General features: G+C 69.7%; 19 protein-coding genes. 11 read left to right on the forward strand and 8 right to left on the reverse strand.

Going from position 1 to position 19,482, the window contains the following annotated elements; genetic code table 11:
* Window positions 1-52 precede the first annotated feature (52 nt).
* The 5 genes from JT362_RS15545 (at window position 53) to JT362_RS15565 (ending at window position 4,443) form a co-directional block, all read left to right on the forward strand.
* Window positions 53-928: a helix-turn-helix domain-containing GNAT family N-acetyltransferase gene (locus JT362_RS15545; RefSeq protein WP_260191912.1), complete on the forward strand. Its 876-nt coding sequence runs from the start codon at window positions 53-55 to the stop codon at window positions 926-928.
* A 373-nt stretch (window positions 929-1,301) separates the two neighbouring features.
* Entirely contained in the window at window positions 1,302-2,144 is an 843-nt protein-coding gene (locus JT362_RS15550) for a sugar phosphate isomerase/epimerase family protein (RefSeq protein ID WP_260191913.1), read from the forward strand.
* A 159-nt stretch (window positions 2,145-2,303) separates the two neighbouring features.
* Window positions 2,304-3,146, forward strand: coding sequence for an LLM class flavin-dependent oxidoreductase (locus tag JT362_RS15555; RefSeq protein ID WP_260191914.1), 843 nt, complete (start codon window positions 2,304-2,306; stop codon window positions 3,144-3,146).
* Window positions 3,143-3,559, forward strand: coding sequence for a nucleoside deaminase (locus JT362_RS15560; protein WP_260191915.1), 417 nt, complete (start codon window positions 3,143-3,145; stop codon window positions 3,557-3,559). The genes JT362_RS15555 and JT362_RS15560 overlap by 4 nt, the downstream gene beginning before the upstream one ends.
* Before the next feature lie 320 nt (window positions 3,560-3,879).
* Complete coding sequence (locus tag JT362_RS15565) at window positions 3,880-4,443, forward strand: LuxR C-terminal-related transcriptional regulator (protein ID WP_260191916.1); 564 nt, start codon at window positions 3,880-3,882, stop codon at window positions 4,441-4,443.
* Window positions 4,444-4,632: 189 nt separating this feature from the next.
* On the opposite strand, the gene JT362_RS15570 is transcribed toward JT362_RS15565, so the two are convergent.
* Window positions 4,633-5,364 (reverse strand): hypothetical protein, encoded by a 732-nt coding sequence (locus JT362_RS15570; RefSeq protein WP_260191917.1) that lies wholly within the window; start codon window positions 5,362-5,364, stop codon window positions 4,633-4,635.
* 12 nt (window positions 5,365-5,376) lie between these two features.
* A complete protein-coding gene (locus tag JT362_RS15575) occupies window positions 5,377-7,056 on the reverse strand; it encodes a PLP-dependent aminotransferase family protein (protein ID WP_260191918.1) in 1,680 nt (559 codons plus the stop codon).
* Window positions 7,057-8,835: 1,779 nt separating this feature from the next.
* Here JT362_RS15575 and JT362_RS15580 point away from each other — a divergent pair.
* Complete coding sequence (locus JT362_RS15580) at window positions 8,836-9,219, forward strand: hypothetical protein (RefSeq protein ID WP_260191919.1); 384 nt, start codon at window positions 8,836-8,838, stop codon at window positions 9,217-9,219.
* A 33-nt stretch (window positions 9,220-9,252) separates the two neighbouring features.
* On the opposite strand, the gene JT362_RS15585 is transcribed toward JT362_RS15580, so the two are convergent.
* A complete protein-coding gene (locus JT362_RS15585; RefSeq protein ID WP_260191920.1) occupies window positions 9,253-10,404 on the reverse strand; it encodes a hypothetical protein in 1,152 nt (383 codons plus the stop codon).
* A 1,040-nt stretch (window positions 10,405-11,444) separates the two neighbouring features.
* Between JT362_RS15585 and JT362_RS15590 the strand changes: the two genes are divergently transcribed.
* On the forward strand, window positions 11,445-12,008 hold the full coding sequence (locus tag JT362_RS15590; RefSeq protein ID WP_260191921.1) for a DUF6292 family protein: 564 nt from the start codon (window positions 11,445-11,447) through the stop codon (window positions 12,006-12,008).
* A 214-nt stretch (window positions 12,009-12,222) separates the two neighbouring features.
* Here JT362_RS15590 and JT362_RS15595 read toward each other — a convergent pair whose 3' ends face one another.
* A complete protein-coding gene (locus JT362_RS15595; RefSeq protein WP_260191922.1) occupies window positions 12,223-12,852 on the reverse strand; it encodes a TetR/AcrR family transcriptional regulator in 630 nt (209 codons plus the stop codon).
* Window positions 12,853-12,951: 99 nt separating this feature from the next.
* On the opposite strand from JT362_RS15595, the gene JT362_RS15600 reads away from it, so the two are divergent.
* Window positions 12,952-14,130 (forward strand): cytochrome P450, encoded by a 1,179-nt coding sequence (locus tag JT362_RS15600; RefSeq protein WP_260191923.1) that lies wholly within the window; start codon window positions 12,952-12,954, stop codon window positions 14,128-14,130.
* 501 nt (window positions 14,131-14,631) lie between these two features.
* Here JT362_RS15600 and JT362_RS15605 read toward each other — a convergent pair.
* Window positions 14,632-14,961: a hypothetical protein gene (locus JT362_RS15605; protein WP_260191924.1), complete on the reverse strand. Its 330-nt coding sequence runs from the start codon at window positions 14,959-14,961 to the stop codon at window positions 14,632-14,634.
* A 48-nt stretch (window positions 14,962-15,009) separates the two neighbouring features.
* On the opposite strand from JT362_RS15605, the gene JT362_RS15610 reads away from it, so the two are divergent.
* Window positions 15,010-15,462, forward strand: coding sequence for a MarR family winged helix-turn-helix transcriptional regulator (locus tag JT362_RS15610; protein WP_260191925.1), 453 nt, complete (start codon window positions 15,010-15,012; stop codon window positions 15,460-15,462).
* Between the two features lie 319 nt (window positions 15,463-15,781).
* Here JT362_RS15610 and JT362_RS15615 read toward each other — a convergent pair whose 3' ends face one another.
* On the reverse strand, window positions 15,782-15,991 hold the full coding sequence (locus JT362_RS15615; RefSeq protein WP_375546500.1) for a response regulator transcription factor: 210 nt from the start codon (window positions 15,989-15,991) through the stop codon (window positions 15,782-15,784).
* A gap of 11 nt (window positions 15,992-16,002) precedes the next feature.
* A complete protein-coding gene (locus JT362_RS15620; RefSeq protein ID WP_260191926.1) occupies window positions 16,003-16,584 on the reverse strand; it encodes an ArsR/SmtB family transcription factor in 582 nt (193 codons plus the stop codon).
* 60 nt (window positions 16,585-16,644) lie between these two features.
* Between JT362_RS15620 and JT362_RS15625 the strand changes: the two genes are divergently transcribed.
* The gene (locus tag JT362_RS15625) at window positions 16,645-17,391 is read left to right on the forward strand and encodes a gluconate 2-dehydrogenase subunit 3 family protein (RefSeq protein WP_260191927.1); all 747 of its coding nucleotides are present in this window, start codon (window positions 16,645-16,647) and stop codon (window positions 17,389-17,391) included.
* Entirely contained in the window at window positions 17,392-19,134 is a 1,743-nt protein-coding gene (locus JT362_RS15630; protein WP_260191928.1) for a GMC family oxidoreductase, read from the forward strand. It abuts the gene before it with no gap.
* Window positions 19,135-19,138: 4 nt separating this feature from the next.
* Here the strand turns inward: JT362_RS15630 and JT362_RS15635 are convergent, their stop codons facing one another.
* Window positions 19,139-19,285: a nuclear transport factor 2 family protein gene (locus tag JT362_RS15635; protein ID WP_260191929.1), complete on the reverse strand. Its 147-nt coding sequence runs from the start codon at window positions 19,283-19,285 to the stop codon at window positions 19,139-19,141.
* Window positions 19,286-19,482: the final 197 nt, after the last annotated feature.

The raw sequence follows: 19,482 nt of genomic DNA on the forward strand, positions 1-19,482 counted from the left end.
TATCGACGGTCGTCGATTGACGCAACCATCGACCCTGGTCGATAATGGGCGTATGACGATCGCCACCCCGCGGACGGCCCCCGCTCACCCGGTACTGCCCGACGCGGAGGCCGCGACCTACGCCGAGTGGTTCGCCTGCCTGTCCGAGCCCACCAGGGTCCGCCTGCTGCACGCCGTCGCCACCACCCCCGGCGGACTCAGCGTCGGCGCGCTGACCGACCTGCTCGGCATCAGCCAGTCCACCTGCTCGCACCACGTGCGCAAGCTCGCCGACGTCGGCTTCCTCCTGCTGCACAAGGAAGGCACCAGCACCCGGGTCACCGTCAACCAAGCCTGCTGCGCCGGCCTACCCCACGCCGCCGACGCGGTGATGGGCCTGCTCGCACCCCGCCCCTGCTGCCCCGAGGACGTGCCAGCCGACGTCACGGTCCGCGCCATGGAGCCTCGCGACTGGCCGGCGGTACGCCGCATCTACGCCGAGGGCATCGCCACCGGCCTCGCCACCTTCGACACCACCGTCCCCAGCCGCGCCACCCTCGACGCCCAGTGGCTGCCCGACCACCGCTGGGTCGCCGAAACCGGCGACGAGAACAACCGCGAAGTCGTCGGCTGGACCGCGCTGTCCCCGGTCTCCGCCCGCGAGTGCTACGCCGGCGTCGCCGAAAGCTCCATCTACGTCGCCGACGGCCACCGCGGCCGCGGGATCGGCAAAGCCCTCATCCGTCAGCAAGTCCTCGCCGCCGACGAAGCCGACCTCTGGACCCTGCAAACCGCGATCCTCACCGAGAACCGCGCCAGCATCGCCCTGCACCACGCCGCCGGCTACCGCACCGTCGGCATCCGCGAACGCATCGCCCAGGTCAACGACACCTGGCACGACACCGTCCTCATCGAACGCCGCGCCGACACCGTCACCTGCCCCAGTTGACCAAGGGGGTCCACCGGGCATCCGCGCCGGACCTCAACGGCCGCGCGGTACGGGCAGTTGCTCCCGGCCCCGGTTCTCCTATCAGGCGGTCAGGAGTTGGCACGCGTCGCCGACCTCGGTCACCCGCCACACCGCGTCCTCCCATGGGCGAAGCTGGGGGCAACGCCACCGTCCGCCACCTAGCTACGCCACAGCTGAAACACCGCCTGGTCCGGTCGGCCAACTGGAACGCGGCTCCCCGCCCAGGACTCTTGCGCTCGTTCCTTAGCAACGCTTACAGTCAGCCGACCCGACTTTTGGCGATAGGATGCAAAAGATGGCTGGTTTTGAACGAAAGTCGTCACGCAGGGGTTTCATTCGCGGTGCCGGGGCGGTGGCCGTGCTCGGCGCGGCCTCGCTGGCGGCGCCGGGCACCGCCGCCGCGGCGAGCCCGAGCCACGGCCGTCCCGTGCCGCCCGGCAAGATCGGCTTCCAGCTGTACTCGGTGCGGAGCATGCTGGCCGAGGACCCGGAGGGCACGCTGGCGATGATCGCCGACGCCGGCTATTCGGAGATCGAACCCGCCTACGACTACGGGAACCGCACGCCCGAGCAGTTCCGCGGGATCGTCGACGACAACGGTCTGAAGGTCGTCGGCAGCCACCACAACCCCTACGACTTCCGCGGCGACCTCGCCGAGGTCACCTTCGAGCGGGCCGTCACGCTCGGCCAGAAGTACGTCGGCGTCTCCTACATGGACGGCCAGCAGACCGCGGACGGCTACCGGCGGATGGCCGAGGAGATGAACCGTTGGGGTGAGGCCGCGAAGTCCTACGGCCTGCGCTGGTACGCGCACCTGCACGACAACGAGTTCGAAACCGACCCGGACACCGGCGAGGTCCTGTTCGACATCTGGCTCGCCGAGACCGACCCGAAGTCGGTGTGGTTCGAACTGGACCTGTACTGGATCCTGCGTGCGGGCGCCGACCCGATCCACTACATCGACCGGTACCCGACCAGGTTCCCGCTGTTCCACCTCAAGGACGGCGTTCCGACCGAGGGCATCGAAACCGACCTCGGCGAGGGCACCGTCGACTTCCCGAGCATCCTGTCGCACCTGCGGAGCCTCGGCTCGCACCACTTCGTGGTCGAGCGCGACGAGCAACCAGACCCGGTGCGCACCGCCAGGGTCTCCTACGACTACCTCAGGAGCATCCGGGTCCCCCGGTCCTGCTGAGCCAGCGGCCGTTCGCGTCACTCCACACCGGACCGTTCCCGCCCCGCGGTGATCCGACGATCCCGCGGAGCGGGAGGGGTCGGGGGGTGGACGACGTCGGTGGTGGTGCCGAGCGCGGTCGGTTCGTTCCCGGCGCCTCGGCGGCATAGTCTTTGGGGCGTGTTGATCGGTGTGAACGTCCCCAACTTCGGGCCCGGCAGCCGCCCCGCCGTACTGCGCGACTGGGCGCGCACGGTGGAAGGCCTCGGGTTCGACCTGCTCATGGTGTCCGACCACGTCGTGATCACCTCCGACGTGGCCGCGCAGTACCCGGCACCCTTCTACGAACCGTTCACCACGCTGTCCTGGCTCGCCGGGGTCACCGACCGGATCACCCTCGGCACGACGGTGCTCATCGCGCCGTACCGGCATCCCCTGCTCGTCGCCAGGATGGCGGCGAACCTGAACGACCTGAGCGGCGGCAGGTTCGTGCTCGGGGTCGGCGTCGGCTGGGCCCGGCAGGAGTTCGAGGCGCTCGGTGCGCCGTTCCACCGCCGGGGCGCGCTGACCGACGAGCTGATCACGACCGTCCGCGAGGCGTGGCGGGACGAGGGCTACCGCGCCGGCGACATCCCGATCTGGGTCGGCGGGCACAGCGACGGCGCGCTGCGGCGGGTGGTCCGGCTCGGCGACGCCTGGCACCCGCTGCGACAGACCCCCGAGGACTGGCGGAAGTACCTGGCCCGCCTGAAGGAGATCGCCGACGAGGAGGGCCGCCCGGTGCCCGCCCTGGCCCCACGCGTCCTGTTGCGACTGACCGACGCGCCGGTGGACGACAGGCGGCTCGGCGAGGGCACGCTCGACCAGGTGACCCACGACCTCGAACAGCTGCGCGCGGACGGCGTCCGGGCGGTGGTGCTTGACCCGTACGCGGGCGACCCCGAGGAGACCCGGCACCCGCGGGCGGCGTGGCGCATGCTGGCCGCCGTCCGAGAAGCGTTGCCAGAGAGGGAGATCCAGTGAACCAGGAACACCTGCGACGAGCGATCGCGCTGGCCGCCGAGGCACGCGCGGCCGGCAACCCGCCGTTCGGCTCGCTCCTGGCCGGTCCGGACGGCTCGGTGCTGGTGGAGGAACGCAACACCACCCTCACCGACGACGACATCACAGCGCACCCCGAACTGAAGGTGGCCCGCTGGGCGGCACAGCAGCTGGACCCGGTGACGGCGGCGAGAACCACCATGTACACCAGCTGCGAACCGTGCGGGATGTGCGCGGGCGCGCTGTCCCGTTCCGGGATCGGACGGGTGGTCTTCGCCCTGTCCGGCGCGCAGCTCGGCGAACTGCGCACCGCGGGCGACTTCCCCGCCGTGCCGACCGACGGCCCACACCTGTACGAGGAGGCGAAGACCCCGGTCGAGGGCTACTACCCATGACAAGGCTCGCGGTGGCACGAACCTGCCCGTCATGGACGATCGACCACCGCCCGGTGCGGACACTCGCTCGGGACTGCCACCCACCGCGGCCGGCGTGGTGCGCGACAGCGAACGGCCCGGCATAGGCGGCGTTCGCCTCAGCCAGTCCATCGCTGGGTGGCGACGGAAGCCGCCGGTCCCAGCGATGGCGTGTTCGTGCACGACGATCCCGTCCCGGACGTCGACCATCGCGTGCAGCCGGGCTGTCCGTGGCTGTCGACCGACCACGAGTCCCGCCAGACCGCGCTAGGAGCGGTGCTCGACGCCGGGTTTCACCCGATGTGCACCGTCCGCACGTCGGTGCGGCGGGAGCGGGCCAGTGCCAGCCCGCCGAGGACCGCGCCGACCAGATGCCGGGCATCGACGGCATCGAGGCGACCAGGCGCATCGCCGCGGACCCGACCCTGGCGCGGGTGCACGTGGTCATCCTGACCAACTACGGCTTGGACGAGTACGTCTTCAACGCGCTGCGTGCCGGCGCGGCCGGCTTCCTCGTCAAGGACATCGTGCCGGAGGACTTCCTGCACGCCATACGCGTCGCCGCGCGCGGCGACGCCCTCCTCGCACCCTCGATCACCCGCAAACTGATCAACCGGTACGTCACCCAGCCACTCGACAACGGCACCGGCACGGGGCTCGAGGAACTGACCAACCGCGAACGCGAGGCCGTCGTCCTGGTCGCGCGGGGCCTGTCCAACGACGAGATCGCCGACCGCATGGTGATCAGCCCGATGACCGCGAAAACCCACATCAACCGAGCCATGACCAAACTCCACGCCCGCGACCGCGCCCAACTCGTAGTCCTCGCCTACGAATCCGGCCTGGTAACCCCGCGCAACTCCTGACATCCACGGTCCGCGGAGGGCCCGCCGCGGCTGTACCGCACCCGGACCCAACGCGACTCGGCTCGCCGGAACCCGGACTGCCGGGTGAGTTCGCGGCGAGGGTGGCCCGGCACCGGGACTCGACGGCCGCCGGATCGCGTGCCGTGTCGACCATCGGGGCCGCCCGATCCGGCACCACCGTCATGATGCTCAGACGGCGGCCGCGTCCAGTGCTTCGACGAGGCTGGCGGAGTAGTTGGTCGGCCCGTTCAGCTCCTTGGTGTCGAACCAGTGGGTGTGCGTGACCTTCAGGGTGACCTTCTTTCCCTGCGGGCCGAGGGCCCGCACGACCGTGCCCGGTGGGATCGGCGTCGTCGTGGGGGTGTGGTTCTCCTCCACTCCCTGGAGTTCCACGAGCACCCCTGCCGCGAGCTCGGCGGACGTGAGTTCCGAGTCGGTCACGCTCACGGCGGCCAGCAACTGGTAGTCGGGCTTCTTCGTCATGTAGTGCGTCACGTGCGCCTCCTGGCCGTTCCCGAACAGCAGGTACGAGGGCTTGGGCGGGTAGTCCCCGTTGTCCAGGAACTGCCGGTTGTGCAGTACGGCGGTGATTTCCACCGGGACGTCCGACACGATCGGCTTGGCGTCGTGGAGGTCGTTGTCGACCACCTTGAGGATCGAGCCGGTGAACTTCCGCTCGGTCACCATCTTTTCGAGCAGCAGCTTCTCCTGGTTGACGACGACGAACGTCGCCGTCGGCGCCGCGTGCCGAGCGTCGAGGTAGGTCTTCCCGACCTTGGCGCTGAACCCGAACGTCGCGACCACCTGGTAGCGGTGGGCCGCCATCGTGAACATCGCCAGGTGACCGCCGTACACAACCTGGTCACCCATCAGTACGAAGCCGTGGATGTCCGGTGTCTCCTCGTCGTGGGACGTGGTCATGGCCGGTCCTTCCTAGAACGCGTTGCCGGAGAGGCGCACCAGGGCCAGGCGCGCGACGTCGTCGGTGTCGGCCGAGCCGTCCACGTAGGTCGCCAGGTCAGTGCCGCCACGCTGCACCGGCATGCTGACCGGGCCGGACTTGGCAAGGTCGGCGACCAGCGCGTCGACCACTTCCTTCGTGACGTGGGGCATCACGTACAGGTGTGCGTAGTGGACCACCCTGTCCCCCACCTGGAGCGGGACCGTGGCCAACGAGTACTTGTGCACGAGTTCGGGCGGTGGCTGCTTGAACCGCACCGTGAGCGCCAGTGGCGTTCGCGCGGCCTCCCACGTGCCGCCCAGTTCCCTGAGCCTCTTCTCCGCGTGGTCGGTGACCTCCAGCGCCCTGCGGATCATCGTCATCTGGTCGCGCTCGGAGTGCTTGGCCAAGAAGTGCCACATGACCAGGGGCGAGAACGCGTTGCGCGACCCGCCGAACGTGGTGTCCGGCGACCCGATCACGGCGGGCTGCTCGGGCGGCTGCATCTGGAGGTTCGCCTTGGTCATGAACACGCCGCAGGGCCATGGCGCGCCGGGGTACTTGTGCCCACTGGTGACGATGGAGGCGACCTCGGGGATGCGGAAGTCGAACTTCGGGAGCGGGGTCGCCGGCTTGATCTCGCCGGCGTCGACGAGCTTCTCCACGAACGGTGCGTAGGTCGCGGCGAGTGCGCCGTCGACGTGAATCCAGTGGCCGGTGCGCTCGTCGACCAGCTCGTTGCCGTTCTCGTCGCGGCCGTAGCGGACCTTGCGCTTGTCCAGCCCGTAGCGGGCGAAGATCGGCCGCAGCCGATCGCAGATGCCGGCGACGTCGTCGTAGGCACCCTTGAACGTGCTGCCGTAGTTGAGGTTGATCACCACGGGGTGGCCCATGCTCGCGAAGAACTCCACCAGCTTCGTCAGCTTGTCCACGTCGATGCTGCCCGGTCCGCTGTCTCCGTCGGTGGACGGCACTTCGTGGTCCCACGGCTTGCCCGGGTCCAGCGGGTTGGCGTACGGGTACAGCTTCGTGCCGACCTCGTAGAAGTTCGGGATGTTCAGCACCCGCAGCGCCTTGGCCACCGAGTAGTGCGTGTCGTGCGAGTAGAAGCCCACGGGAGAGTAGGCGTTCTGGTTGTCGACGGGCGCGGTGTCCTGCACCCAGACGTACTGCGCGCCGCCGTCCTCGGCCGGTTCACGCATGAGGGTCTTGCCGGAAAGGTAGTCGCGGGCGTTCCACAGGGCGTAGTTGTTGCCCTCGGAGGAACCCATGGTGAGCACGTAGCCCCAGTAGGCGTCCTTTGGCACCTCGCCGTTGACCTTGGTGCGCGGCTTTCCGTGCCACAGCTTGGCGTAGTAGTCCAGGACCGCGCGCTCGGCCCACCGGGTGTGCAGGGTGAAGTGCGAGTCCTCGAACGGGTCGCCGACGTTGTTGAAGTGGTAGTCGAGGAACCGGGCCATCGGCTCGCGCAGCTTGAGGTCCTCGTTGGTCTGGTAGCCGAGGAACCTGCTCTGGAGGTCGGCGAAGTAGTTCTCCAGCTTGTCCAGCACCGCCTTGCGCTGTGGCTCGGGCACACCTTCTGGCGGAAGCGCGAAGTCCTGGTCCGTCGGGGTCGGCGCGGTGTTCGCGCCCGCTGTGCGGGCGTGGTTGCGTGCCTTGTCTGCGATGGTCATTGTCACCTTCCTGTGTTGGTCCGCCCTCCGATCGGGCGAGGAGTTCGGTGGCGGGGCTTGGCGAGCGCGTTGAGCAGCAGCGCCTCGGCGAGGGTCACGTGCTCCAGCTCGGACCCGCTGACGCTTTCGTTGTCGCCGTGGATGTTGGCCAGCGGTTCCTCGAGCGTGGATCGCGGAAATCAGCGGGATGGAGCCGCCCTGACCGGCGTGCGCGACAACGGTGCAGGACGACCCCGGACTTGTCGTCGGCCGAGCCGCGCCGGTAGGGCGGGTTCGGGTCGCGCACGTGATCGTGCGGTCCCTGTTCGGAGATGACGGCGGTCATGGGTTCCTCCGGTGGGCAACAGGCGGACATGGGCGTTCGACGCTGTCACACAAGGGAAGTAGGCCTTCAGCTGCGGGGACTGGCACCGAGCTGGGCGCTGGATCGGGAGCCCCGCAACCACTCCGCGCCCCACGGGTGCGGGTCGGTTCGAGCACCGTCGAACTGGAGCACGTTGCCGAACTTCCCATACGGGCAACCATGCCACCGGCCCCCGCTTTCCCGAGGTGTGAAAACCCGATCGGAAGCGGAGTCCACCTCCACGGGTTGCGCGGCCGGTGGCGCACGGTGAGACCGTTCGGTCCGCGACTACCGCATCAGGGCATCCGATCTCTCGATGTGATTCCACCTCCCGCTCGGGGACCGGTTGAAGCCGCCCTCCGGCCCACGGCAGGTTCACCGACATCGGCCCGGACTGGTTGGCCGCCGTGGCGCTGACCGTCGGCTCCGAGCTGTACACCCATAGAACGACAGTGTTGTGAGCTTCCGAGTGCCCTCACACCGTCCGCGACGAACTCCGTCACTGAAGGGAGTGGATCGACGGTACCCACAGCGAGCCTGGATGGCTGGCGTTGCCGGACGTCCCACGAACACGTTCGTGGCGGTCGCGGCTCGCCGAGGGGTTGGGCAAGCCCGAGGTCGTACCGCACTCCGCGGGCGGGCGCGGCCGGTCACCCTCGAACACCGGGCCCACCTGCGCATCCACCAGCGCGTCTGCCGCTGCTCGCCGTCGCTGCCGCCCGGGTGCTGGCCAACCAGCGTCCCCACCGCGTGCGCCGCCGTCCTGGAGACCCTGCGCCGCCGTGCCCGGCCCGTCACCGCCGAGCAGGGGCCGCCGTGGTGTCGGTCAGCCCGCCGCCGGACGTGGCTGCCCGCAACGCTCCATCGCCACCGCTCTGCTCTGCCGCGCCCACACCCACCCTTCTCGCCGACGCCTAGGTTCAGGTGGATGGCCGGCCCGTCGAGGACCCCACCCGTCCGACTACTACCGGCCGCTGGTCACCATCGCGCCGACGGTTCGAGCGCACTCGACCCCATCGACGCGACCGTTTCACTGCCGACCAGGTCAGGTTGGCGGGTTGTGCCGCGGCGGGCCGAACCGCGGATGCCGACGCCGGGTGACGTCCTGGATGAGGCGGACCTCCTGGTTACCCAGGTGCAGCGGCACCCCCGCGGATCACGCCGAGTCAACCGGTCACCGCTGGGTGCCGGAGCAGTCGCGCCGGGCCGGCGGCACCGCGCGGGAGTACGAGGTGCTGCGACTGCTCGGCGTCCGGTTGGCGACCCCGGAGATCGTCCGTGCCCGGACCGGTGGCACTTGTCACCGATGTTGGCGCGTGCTAACTTCCTCTCATACGATACCCCCCAACGGTATGCAGTGCAGGTGTCCGTCGAAGAACCCGGAGGTTGCCGTCGTGAGAGGTCCGATCTGGAATTTCGTTCGGCATCTGCTCGAGATGACCGCTGCCATGTTCGTCGGCATGTTCGCCCTCGGCATGCCGGCCAGAATGTTGTGGGAATGGCTCGGTTGGACCGCCCTGACCGAGGACACGGTGCCGCGGACACTGCTGATGGCGACCTACATGACCATCGGCATGTCGCTGTGGATGCGTTTCCGCGGGTGCGGCTGGCCGGCGGTGCGGGACATGGCGTTGGCGATGTTCCTGCCGTTCGTGGCCATGTACCCTGCCTACTTCGCGGGCTGGGTCACGACGACCGCGGTCATGGTCGTCGGGCACGTGCTCATGGTGCCGGCCATGGTCGTGGCGATGTTGCTCCGCGTCGACGAGTACACCCGGGGCCACGCACACCGGCCACGGGAAGCGGCGTTCCAGGCGTGACCCGGAACGGGTCGGTGGTGAACACCGTCCGGGTCAGTTCCGCCGGTACCGCTGGGTGGGTGTGGTGCCGTTGTCCGCCTCCCGTGCGACGCGTTCCCGGCGTTCCTGTTCGCGGTAGCCGTAGGTGGCCTCGCGGACGGCGGTGTCGTTCTCCAGGCCCGAGCCGACCGCGCCGGCGACGGTGCCGAGGACACTGGCCATCAGGGCGATGACCACGTAGTCGATCACCCCGACCGGGTGGCCGAGAGTGGTGGCCAGGTACGGGGGCGGGATGACCAGCGCCACCGCGGCGACCGCGATGGCGAGCATCGCGAGGAAGAACGCGACGGTGCCGGCGGTGACCGTGAGCAGGGTGCTGGCGTTGCGGAGCCGGACGTGCGCTTCCCGGCCGGATTCGCCGATGCGGGGGGACTCCCACAGCTGGTGCCTGACGATGATCCACACCACCATCGCGGCGATCGCGGCGACGACCAGTCCGGCCAGCCGGAGTGGGCCCATCGAGGTGGCGAGGGTCCAGATGCTCGAGTACAGCAGGCCGAACGCGATCCCGGTCAGCGCACCGGCCAGCGCCCTGGACAACCCGCGGAGCAGTCCCCACGGCTGGTTGACGCGCACCATCCCGGCCAGCAGGTGCAGCAGTGCCCGTCGGCGCGGGCGGACGATGTCGACCTGGTCGGGATCGTCGGAGGTCGGACTCGGTCGGAACCGGGCGCTGGGCAGGTGGCGGGCCCGCCACCCGCCGTGCGGACCGACCACGCGCGGATCGTCGGCGAGGAGCCGGGCGATGACCGCCACCACCGCCGCGGTCAGTCGCCGGCGCAGCCGCCGCCCGCCGAGCGCCGGCAGCGAGACCACCGCGACCCGGTCACGGAGGTGCAGGTTGGCCACCACCACCGTCGAGTCGTCCTGCATCGGCTGGTCGGTGACGCAGACGACGAGGTCCCAGACGGTGTCGCGGACGTGCTCGCGTGCCTTCTCGGCCAGCTGGCTGTAGTCCGGGTACATCTCCTCGAACGGGTCGTACACCGTGTCGACCGTCCAGGCGATCGACTCGCTGACCTCGGTGCGCAGCTGGTCGAGCAGCACCTCGTGCAACCGGTCGACGAGGGTCGCGGGCAAGCCGGGATCAGCGAGCAGGCCGATGGCCACGACGTGCTCGTCTCCGGTGAAACCGGCCGTGCTCAAGGGTGTTCCCTCCTCGCCGGTGGACGTCGGTCGCGCCGGCACCGGCTACCCGGCCGGTGGCCTGGGGAAACGGCCGGGGAGAGGTGGTGTGCCACACCATGGCACGACTCCGCCGCCGGACCGGTAGCCAGCGTCGCGCTGCTGGCCACTCTCCCACCCGCCGCCCTGGCAACCCGCACGAGCACGCGGCCGGCGTGTTCCGTCCGAGCGCCAGCCGGTCAACCATCAACACCCGAAGGCGGTGCGCGGAAACGTCAAGTGGTCCGACGGGAGATCGGCGATGGCCGCAATGACACGCGCGGTCGCGGCCACACGGATCCGAAGCCGTACGCCTGTCATCAGGCGATCCATCATGGACGGTGAGGTCACGCCGCCCGGCGACGGTTCCTCGCCCTGGTACTGGCGGAGGTCCTAGCGGCGCCGCCCCCGCTGCGGCGGGGCACGGACCGGACGACGTCGACGGGCTCGTCCGCGGGCATGGTCCCGGGCGCGAAATCCGGCTCACGGAAGAGATCCCCGTAGGTCGTGTCGCCGTGGGCGAGTGCGTTCCGCGCGGGCTCGACGAACGGGTGGCTGAACTGCACGTCGTTGGGTGGTGGCGTGTTGATGACGAATGTCCTTTCGAGACAGTGGCTCGTGGTCGCCCGGTCGACGGAGCACGACAGGGCGCGGCAGGATGCTCGCTGTTCAGAACAGCGCGTCACATCGCGGCCACTCCGAAGGATCCCATTACCCTCCAACGTACACCACGACACGCCCGCGCATGGTGTACCGTGAAAATGTCGAGGGCATCCCGCATGTCGACACCGGCGCCGGCCTCGTCGTCGACGGACCAGGTCTGGTCGTGACGCCGTCCTGGGTCGCGTTCTTCCGGCCCGTTCGCTGGTTTTCGCTCGCCTCGTTGTGCGGATCGGCCCCCGAGCGTCAACGACCCTGTTCACGGTGATCCGTCCGGAGACGGCCGCGACGGTGTGGCGGCACGGACCGTACCGAACGATGCCGCACCCGACCGCCGAGCCACGCCTGACGACAGGAGCGCCATGACATCCACCCCGCGATCGCAGTTCAACGAGGCCCGGGCCGAAGCCGAACGGGAACGCGGCGATCAGCGGCGGCGAGCCGTGCGAACCGTCGCCGGCCAGGCCCGCGACCAGGTCGAGTTCACGGCCATGTTGTCCATGCTCGGCCTGGAGCACTCCGTGCCCGGCCAGGTACCCCTCAGCGGGCGACTGGCCGTCTACGTCAGCCACGTGGCTGAGGCCGTCGGGGTGCCGACGGAGGCGACCGGGTGCGAGGTGAGCGACACCGCCACCGCCTACCTGGGCCTCGACCGGCGCCTGCGCACCCGGCCCGACCACGATCTGATGCTGCTCTGGGACGAGCGCCTCGGCTGGTACCTCGCGGTCGAGACCACCCCCGCCGAAGCACCCGTCGTCCTCGCCTACCTCGACGGCGACACCGTACCGACACCCGACACGGTGGCCCGGTTCGTCGCCGACACGGCATCCGACCAGACCGCGACCAGAATCCGACCGGTCCCGCTGCCGACCGACCGCGGAGAGCTGGCCGCGCGGATGGCGGCCGTGTGCCCGCTTGTCTCCTGACTCTGGGTCAGTGGCACCGCTCGGCCCAGCACGTCATCGAGGACCGTCGCCGAGCACGGTGCGCCCGGCCCGTCACGTGAAGGTGTACGGGTGCGTGGTGCCGCCCCACGCACGGCGCCGACGAACGCGTCGAGCCGGTCCTGGTCCTGTTTGTCCCAGTGCACCGGAACCAGCCGACCAAGCCCAGCACCCCGCGACCCCGTTGACACTCAAGCTAGTGGAACTCCAGGTCCGCGCGCGTCAGCGGCCGGCCGGGTAACCCGTCGGCAGCGGGCGCGCGCAACCCGTCCATCAGGATCGCGAGCAGGCGGCCGGGAGCGAGCGCCGCCGCCTGCGGCGGTGCCGCCTGCGTCTGCTTCATCACGTACATGAACAGCAGCGCGAGGTCCCCCACCCCCACGTCGCGACGCAACGCACCTTCCGCCTGCGCCTTGCGCACGACCTCCTCGAGCATGTCCAGCGCCTGCTCGCGCAGCCGCACCCCTTCCTCGTCCACGCGGATCGCGGCACGCACCAGCGGCGACTCCGACTGGAAGCCGACGTGCAGCCAGGCCGACTGCCGCATGATCCGCGTCAGCGCGGCCCAGCCGGTCGGCTCCTCGGCGAGCGCCGCGCGGATCTCGTCGACGACGGTCTGGATCGTCTCCCGGAAGACCGCGCGGATCAGCGTCTCGCGGTCGCCGAACCGCCGGTAGAGCGTGCCGACGCCGACGGAGGCGCGGCGCGCGATCTCCTCCATCGCCACCTCGGCCCCCCGTTCCGTGAAGATCTCGCGCGCCGCGACCAGGATCTGGTCCCGGTTGCGGCGTGCGTCCGCGCGCAGCGGGCTGTCCGAAGTCGCCATCCGGGGATTATCCCATTCCTACCGAATGTGGACGGAACGCTTCCGGATGGCTACTGTGGAGATAAACGGACGACTTCCTTCCGGATGCATGGGGTGAACATGGAGAACCTTCCACCGCGCGTCTGCCCGTTCGAGGGTGACGCGTCGACGACCGAACCCGGACCGATGACGCGGGTGACCCTGCACGGCGGACAGGAGGTCTGGGCGGCGTCCCGACACGCCGACGTCCGCGCCGTGCTCACGGATCCGGCGTTCTCCGCCGACCGCGCCAACCCGAACTTCCCGTTCCTGGGCACACGCCGGGTCCAGCAGGACAACGGGCTGAAGCCGGCGCTGCTCACGATGGACCCGCCGGAGCACGGGCCGGCCCGGCGCATGGTGCTCGGCGAGTTCACGGTGAAGCGGCTCGCCGCGCTCGGGCCACGCATCCAGCAGATCGTCGACGACCACGTGGACGCCATGCTCGCGAGCCAGGACCGCACGGCCGACCTCGTGCCGGCGCTCGCGCTGCCGGTGCCCTCCCTCGTGATCTGCGAGCTGCTCGGCGTGCCCTACACCGACCACGACTTCTTCCAGTCCCGGTCCAGGACGCTCATCTCCCGGCTCTCGACGCCGGAGCAGGTCAAGGCCGCCGCCGACGACCTGCGGGAGTACATGGACAAGCTGGTGACCGAGAAGGAGGCGGCACCGACCGACGACCTGGTCGGCCGGCAGATCGTCAAGCGCAGGGCGGAGGGCGTCGAGGACCACGACGCCCTCGTCAGCCTCGCCGTGCTGCTGCTGATCGCGGGGCACGAGACCACCGCCAACATGATCTCGCTCGGCGCGCTGGCCCTGCTGCGACACCCCGACCAGCTGGCGGAGCTGCGCGCCGACCCGACGAAGACCCTTGGCGCGGTCGACGAGCTGTTGCGGGAGTTCACGATCACCGAGTTCGTGACCTCCCGCGTCGCCGTACGGGACACGGTCGTCGGCGGCGTGGCGGTCAAGGCGGGCGAAGGCGTGCTCACCCTGGGCAACGCCGCCAACCACGACCCGGACGTGTTCGAGAACCCGCACCAGCTCGACATCCACCGGGGCGGCCGCAACCACATCGCGTTCGGCTACGGCGCACACCAGTGCATCGGCCAGAACCTTGCACGGGTCGAGCTGCGAATCGTGTTCGACACCCTCTTCCGACGGGTGCCGACACTGCGGGTGACGGTCCCGGTCTCGGAGCTGTCGTTCAAGGACGACGCGGCCGTCTACGGCCTCCACAGCCTCCCGGTCGGCTGGTAACGAGCGTCGTTGACGCCGGCCAGGTCGGTCGTCAGCGCGGCGAGACCCAGCCTGCGCGGAATCGCGTCACCACCGGGTCCATGGAGCCGTAGACGCAGCCGTGCAAGGTGCGGCCGAACCAGTAGAGCTCCAGCGCGAAACTCGACGAGTCAACCACGCTGCCCGAGGACGGCAGCGAGTTGACGGCCCCCGCCGAAAGGGTTGCCGTCGCGGTTCGGTCCGACAGCCTCGAGCGAATCCCTCGCGCCGCGCTCCGAGTCTGGTCCGCACACCCCACCGTGCCCACCTGAACCGTTCCTCCGCCGCAGCGGTGAGTGGCTGTTCACCGGGGGTTCGTCCGGCCGGACAGGAGACTGGTGCGCCGTGGCGATACCCCAATCTGGCGACCGGTTCCGCACGGCAACTGGAAGCGGGTCCGGCTCGAACGTCAGCGCCAGCGAGCGGGAGCACTGCTGGTCGCCGGCCCGCCGCCTTCGGCCGTGCGCGGATCACCCGCGGAGGTCAGGGCAGGGGAAGGTGGCTCTGGAGCAGCTCGTAGTGCCGCGAGTGCTCGTCGTGTCGGGCGAGCAGGGCACGCGCCGGCGCCGGTACGACCGACGCGGACGGGTCCGGGCCGGCGAACTCGGTCACGGCGTCCCAGTCGTCGAACGTCATGAGCGTGAGGTGCTCGGCGCCGCCGCCCTCCCCGGCGCGCCGGAACACCGCCAGCTCGCGGAGTCCGGCGATGCGGCGCCGCATGATGTCGGGCGCGATCGTGCCGTTGAGGAGCTCCTCGTAGGCGGCGGCCGTGTCGGCAGTGTCCGTCCAGCCACGCCACGTTCGGATGATCATCAGGTCCTCCATAACAGGATGCTGTTATTTCAACAGTACACTGTCGTCATGGATGACCTGGAGGCCTACCGCCTGCTGATGGCGGACGTCTACGAACTGGCCGGGCTGTCCCGGCGCACGAGCGAGACCATCGCGCGGGCGTCCGGCCAGACGGCGGCGCGGTGGCACGTGCTGAGTGTGTTGTCGGACGGTCCGCGAACGGTGCCGAGCGCGGCTCGGCGACTGGGCCTCGCGCCGCAGAGCGTGCAGCGCGTGGTCACCGACCTGCTGGCCGACGGGCAGGTGACGACCCAGGCGAACCCCGACCACGCCCGTTCCCCGCTGATCGCCCTGACCGCTCGCGGCCAGGCGACGGCGACCGACCTTTTCGCGAAGTCCGATGAGAACCGGGCGGCCGTCCTCGCCCGCGCGGCGGTGCCCCCCGCCCGCCTACACGAAGCCCGTGAGGTGATCCGCGCCCTGGTGACCGCGTTGGGCTCCGACGACCCCGGCACACCCTGACGACCGCCCGCACCGGTGCCCGGCGGTTTCCGGGCTCCCGCGGCTGACCCACCACACTTAGACGAGCCGCTAGCTCCTGATCTCACAGGGTGTAGAGGAGCGTGCGGACCTCTCGCTGAGCTCCTTCGCTGGCCGGAGATTCGGCGAGCTCACCCCGAGCCGGAGTTCGGGACGATGGTCCTCGACCTGCGGCCGAGGACCGGCGTCTCCACCGGCCCTGACGGCGATACAGGTCTGAAAGCGCCCGCCCGGGCCGAACGCGTCCGCACTGCCAATGATCGTCACCCGCACCGCCCGATTCCGTCACCACGGCCAGCCGCTACGCCTGACGGAGGAACCGCAGCACCGCCAGCACCCGGCGGTTGACGTCACCGGCGGGAGGCAGGTCGAGCTTGGTGAAGATGTTGTTGATGTGCTTGGCGATCGCACGTTCGCTCAGCACGAGGGTCGCGGCGATGTCCGCGTTGGAGCGGCCCTGTGCCATAAGGGCCAGAACCTGCCGCTCGCGGTCGGTGAGCCGGTTCAGCACCTGATTTCTCCTCAGTCGGTGAGACCCGTCAGCTCCGTCGGTAGGGCGTACAGCACGATGTGCACCGGATGCGCCCCTTCGGCCGGCTCCCGGCTCATGGTCCGGTAGCGCTCCACCACCTCGGTCAGCTCGCGCCCGAGCTCACGAAGCTGTTCCGGGGTGAGCCGCAACGGGTTGCTGGACATCGTCGACACGTTGCGCCAGCCCAGCGGGAGCCCGTGCCGATCGTCGATGAAGGTCTCGATCACCTTGGCATCCCTGGCCAGCATCGCCTTGGCGAACGCGTCGTCCGCTCGCGTGGTCGCCGGCTCCTCGTCCGGGTCGTGGACGTAGGTGATGTCGGCGATCGCCAGGCGCCACGGCCGGGACCGACCCTTCCCCTCGCCGGTCTCCTCCACCACGCCGTACCTGCCCAGTTGGTTCAAATGGTAGGAGCACACCTTTGGCGTGAGTCCCAGCAGCTCGGCGGCGCGGCTCGCGGTCAGCGGACCTTCCCGCTCGATCAGGTACAGCAGGTCGAGCCGCACCGGGTGCGCCAGCGCCCGCAGTGCGCGCGGGTCCGTGCTATGGGAATGCTTATTCCCGGAAGACATGTTCCGATAGTAGCACTAGGTCTACTGACACCACCCGTCCACGCCGGCACGCTGCCTGACATGACACGACGAGCAGAGATGTCCAGTAGTGGGCCGACCCGCCGTGCGGTGCTCACCGGCGCCGGAGGTCTGATCGCCGTTGCGACCAGTGGTCTGGTTATCGGTGGTCAGGTCGCTTCCGGCGCGCCGGCGACGGCCGGTGGGAGCGCGGTGCCGCCGTTGCGGTTCTTCACCGACGCGGAGGCGGCGACCGTCGAGGCCATGGCGGAACGCGTCTTCCCCGAGGACGGGAGTCCCGGCGCTCGCGACGCCGGGGTGATGCACTACATCGACGGCCGCCTCGCGGGCGGGTGGGGCCGCGGCGAGCGGATGTACCTGCGGGGCCCGTTCGAGGAGCCAGGGCACGGCGGGCACGGCTACCAGCTGCCGCTCACGCCGCGCGAGGTCTACCGGCGCGCACTGCGCACGATCGACGACCACTGCCAGAAGACCTATGGCGACAGAACTTTCGTCGAGCTGCCAGCGGCGAAGCAGGACGAGACGTTGACCGCGCTGGAGGGAGGCGAGGTCGACCTGAGGCTCGCCGACGGCCGGTCCGGATACACGTCCGCGTCGTTCTTCGCGATGTTCCTGGAGAACGTCCGCGAGGGCTTGTTCTCCGACCCGATGCACGACGGCAACCGCGGCATGGTCGGCTGGAAGTGGGTGGGGTTCCCCGGCGACCCCTCGGCATACGGCGAGCCGTACGCCGAGTACGTCGGCAAGTGGCACCTCCCCTATCACGTGGTCCCGAAAGGTGTGCGGTAGATGAAGCTGTCCAAAGTAGACGCCGTCTGTGTCGGAGTCGGCTGGACGGGCGGGATTCTCGCCGCCGAGCTGACCAAGGCCGGCATGTCGGTCGTCGGCCTGGAACGCGGTGGGCCGCGCGGGCGGGAGAACTTCCAGCACGGCCACGACGAGCTCCGGTACTCGGTGGACAAGGAGCTCGCGCAGGACACGTCGGTGGAGACCTGGACCTTGCGGCACAGCCTGGGCGAGCGCGCGTTGCCCCTTCGCCGCGTCGGGTCGTTCGCTCCGGGCAGCGGGATCGGCGGGTCCGGTGTGTCGTGGTCGGGTCAGACCTGGCGGTTCACCCCGCGTGACTTCGAGATCCGCAGCAGGACGGTGCGGCGCTACGGCGAGCGGGCCATCCCGGCGGACATGTCTATTCAGGACTGGGGAATCACCTACGACGAGCTGGAGCCCTACTACGACCGGTTCGAGTACATGGCCGGTATCGCGGGGAAGGCGGGCAACATCAGGGGCAGGAAGGTGCCAGGGGGCAACCCGTTCGAGGGCCCGCGCGCACGCGACTACCCCGTCCCGCGGCTGATCGAGACCTACGCCGGGTCGGTCCTCCGCAAGGCGGCGGACGACCTCGGCTACAGCCCGTTCCCCGGTCCGGCGGCCGCACTGTCCAAGCGGTACACCAACCCGGCCGGCATTACCAGGGAGTCCTGCACCTACTGCGGTTTCACCGGGCACTTCGGTTGCCGCGTCGGGGCGAAGTCCGACCCCACCGTGACCGTCATCCCCGAGGCGATGCGCACCGGCCGGTTCGAGCTGCGCACCAACGCGACCGTGGTCGAGATCCTCCACGACGGCACGCATGCCACCGGGGTACGCTACTACGACGCCGCCGGTCGCCTGCGGGAGCAGCCGGCGGACCTCGTCCTGCTGACCGCGTTCACGCTCAACAACTGCCGGTTGTTGTTGCTGTCTGGAATGGGCACGCCCTACGACCCCACCACCGGGGCCGGTGTCATCGGGAAGAACTACACCTACCAGGTCGACGGCGCGGGTGGGGCGGCGTACTTCAGGGACAAGGACTTCAAGCCGTACATGACCGCCTGCGGCAGCACGGTCGCCTTCGACGACCTCAACGGCGACAACTTCGACCACACCGGCCTCGGCTTCCTCGGCGGCGGGCTGGTGAAGTACACGACCCCGACGCTACCGATCGGCGACGTCGGTGTCCCGCCGGGCACGCCGACCTGGGGCGCGGAGTGGAAGCAGGCGATCCGCCAGTACTACCCCCATCTGCTGATCGTCGGAGCGCAGGGCGAGAGCCCCGCCTACCGCGACCACTTCCTGGACCTCGACCCGACCTACCGGGACGCCAACGGGCTGCCGCTGCTGCGCATCACCTTCGACTGGCGGCGCAACGAGCGGGAGATGGTCCGTTTCCTCGGCACGAAGCTCAAGGAGCTCGTCGACGCGATGGGCGCGGACTTCGCCATGAGTGTGGGAGAGCTGTCCGACCACTACGACGGCGCGCGCTACCAGTCGACGCACAACTGCGGCGGCGTCATCATGGGCGCCGACCCACGCGACTCAGCCGTCAACAACTACCTGCAGATGTGGGACTACCCCAACGTGTTCGTCGTCGGCGCGTCGGCCTTCCCGCAGAACCCCGGCTACAACCCCACCGGCACGGTCTGCGCACTCGCCTACCGCGCCGCCGACGGCATCGTGAACAAGTACCGCACGAAACCAGGCCCCCTGGTCTGACCCGTCAGGCCTTCATCTGCCGGATCCACCCATGCAGATCCTCGATGTGCCAGCTGCGGACGATGCGGCCGTTCTCGATCTGGTGGAACTTTCCGCGATGGGTGGCGGTCAGCTCGCCTCGCACGGCCACTCGCCCCGAAGCGGCGATCACGTCGTGCAGGACGACGCGCGCGTTCGGGGTCCCGGAGACCGGCCGGGAACGCGGGGGACGTCCTCCGGTGGAGGGCGAGCACCTCGTCCCGCAGCAACCTCCAACTGGTCGCGTTCGCCGACGACCGCGACGACGTGGTCACCCGCCGTCGCGCGCCGGAGGCTAGAACCGGCAGCTGACCCTCTGGGCGGCTGGAC

This window comes from Actinophytocola gossypii (assembly GCF_025165815.1).
Lineage (GTDB): Bacteria > Actinomycetota > Actinomycetes > Mycobacteriales > Pseudonocardiaceae > Actinophytocola > Actinophytocola gossypii.

Excerpts from the sequence above, each read along its gene's own strand:
- JT362_RS15600 (WP_260191923.1), top strand. The coding sequence starts at position 12,952 with ATGGAGAACCTTCCACCGCGCGTCTGCCCGTTCGAGGGTGACGCGTCG.
- JT362_RS15625 (WP_260191927.1), top strand. The coding sequence starts at position 16,645 with ATGACACGACGAGCAGAGATGTCCAGTAGTGGGCCGACCCGCCGTGCG.
- JT362_RS15610 (WP_260191925.1), top strand. The coding sequence starts at position 15,010 with ATGGATGACCTGGAGGCCTACCGCCTGCTGATGGCGGACGTCTACGAA.
- JT362_RS15580 (WP_260191919.1), top strand. The coding sequence starts at position 8,836 with ATGACCGCTGCCATGTTCGTCGGCATGTTCGCCCTCGGCATGCCGGCC.
- JT362_RS15595 (WP_260191922.1), bottom strand. The coding sequence starts at position 12,852 with ATGGCGACTTCGGACAGCCCGCTGCGCGCGGACGCACGCCGCAACCGG.
- JT362_RS15620 (WP_260191926.1), bottom strand. The coding sequence starts at position 16,584 with ATGTCTTCCGGGAATAAGCATTCCCATAGCACGGACCCGCGCGCACTG.
- JT362_RS15570 (WP_260191917.1), bottom strand. The coding sequence starts at position 5,364 with ATGACCACGTCCCACGACGAGGAGACACCGGACATCCACGGCTTCGTA.
- JT362_RS15630 (WP_260191928.1), top strand. The coding sequence starts at position 17,392 with ATGAAGCTGTCCAAAGTAGACGCCGTCTGTGTCGGAGTCGGCTGGACG.
- JT362_RS15545 (WP_260191912.1), top strand. The coding sequence starts at position 53 with ATGACGATCGCCACCCCGCGGACGGCCCCCGCTCACCCGGTACTGCCC.
- JT362_RS15590 (WP_260191921.1), top strand. The coding sequence starts at position 11,445 with ATGACATCCACCCCGCGATCGCAGTTCAACGAGGCCCGGGCCGAAGCC.
- JT362_RS15605 (WP_260191924.1), bottom strand. The coding sequence starts at position 14,961 with ATGATCATCCGAACGTGGCGTGGCTGGACGGACACTGCCGACACGGCC.
- JT362_RS15575 (WP_260191918.1), bottom strand. The coding sequence starts at position 7,056 with ATGACCATCGCAGACAAGGCACGCAACCACGCCCGCACAGCGGGCGCG.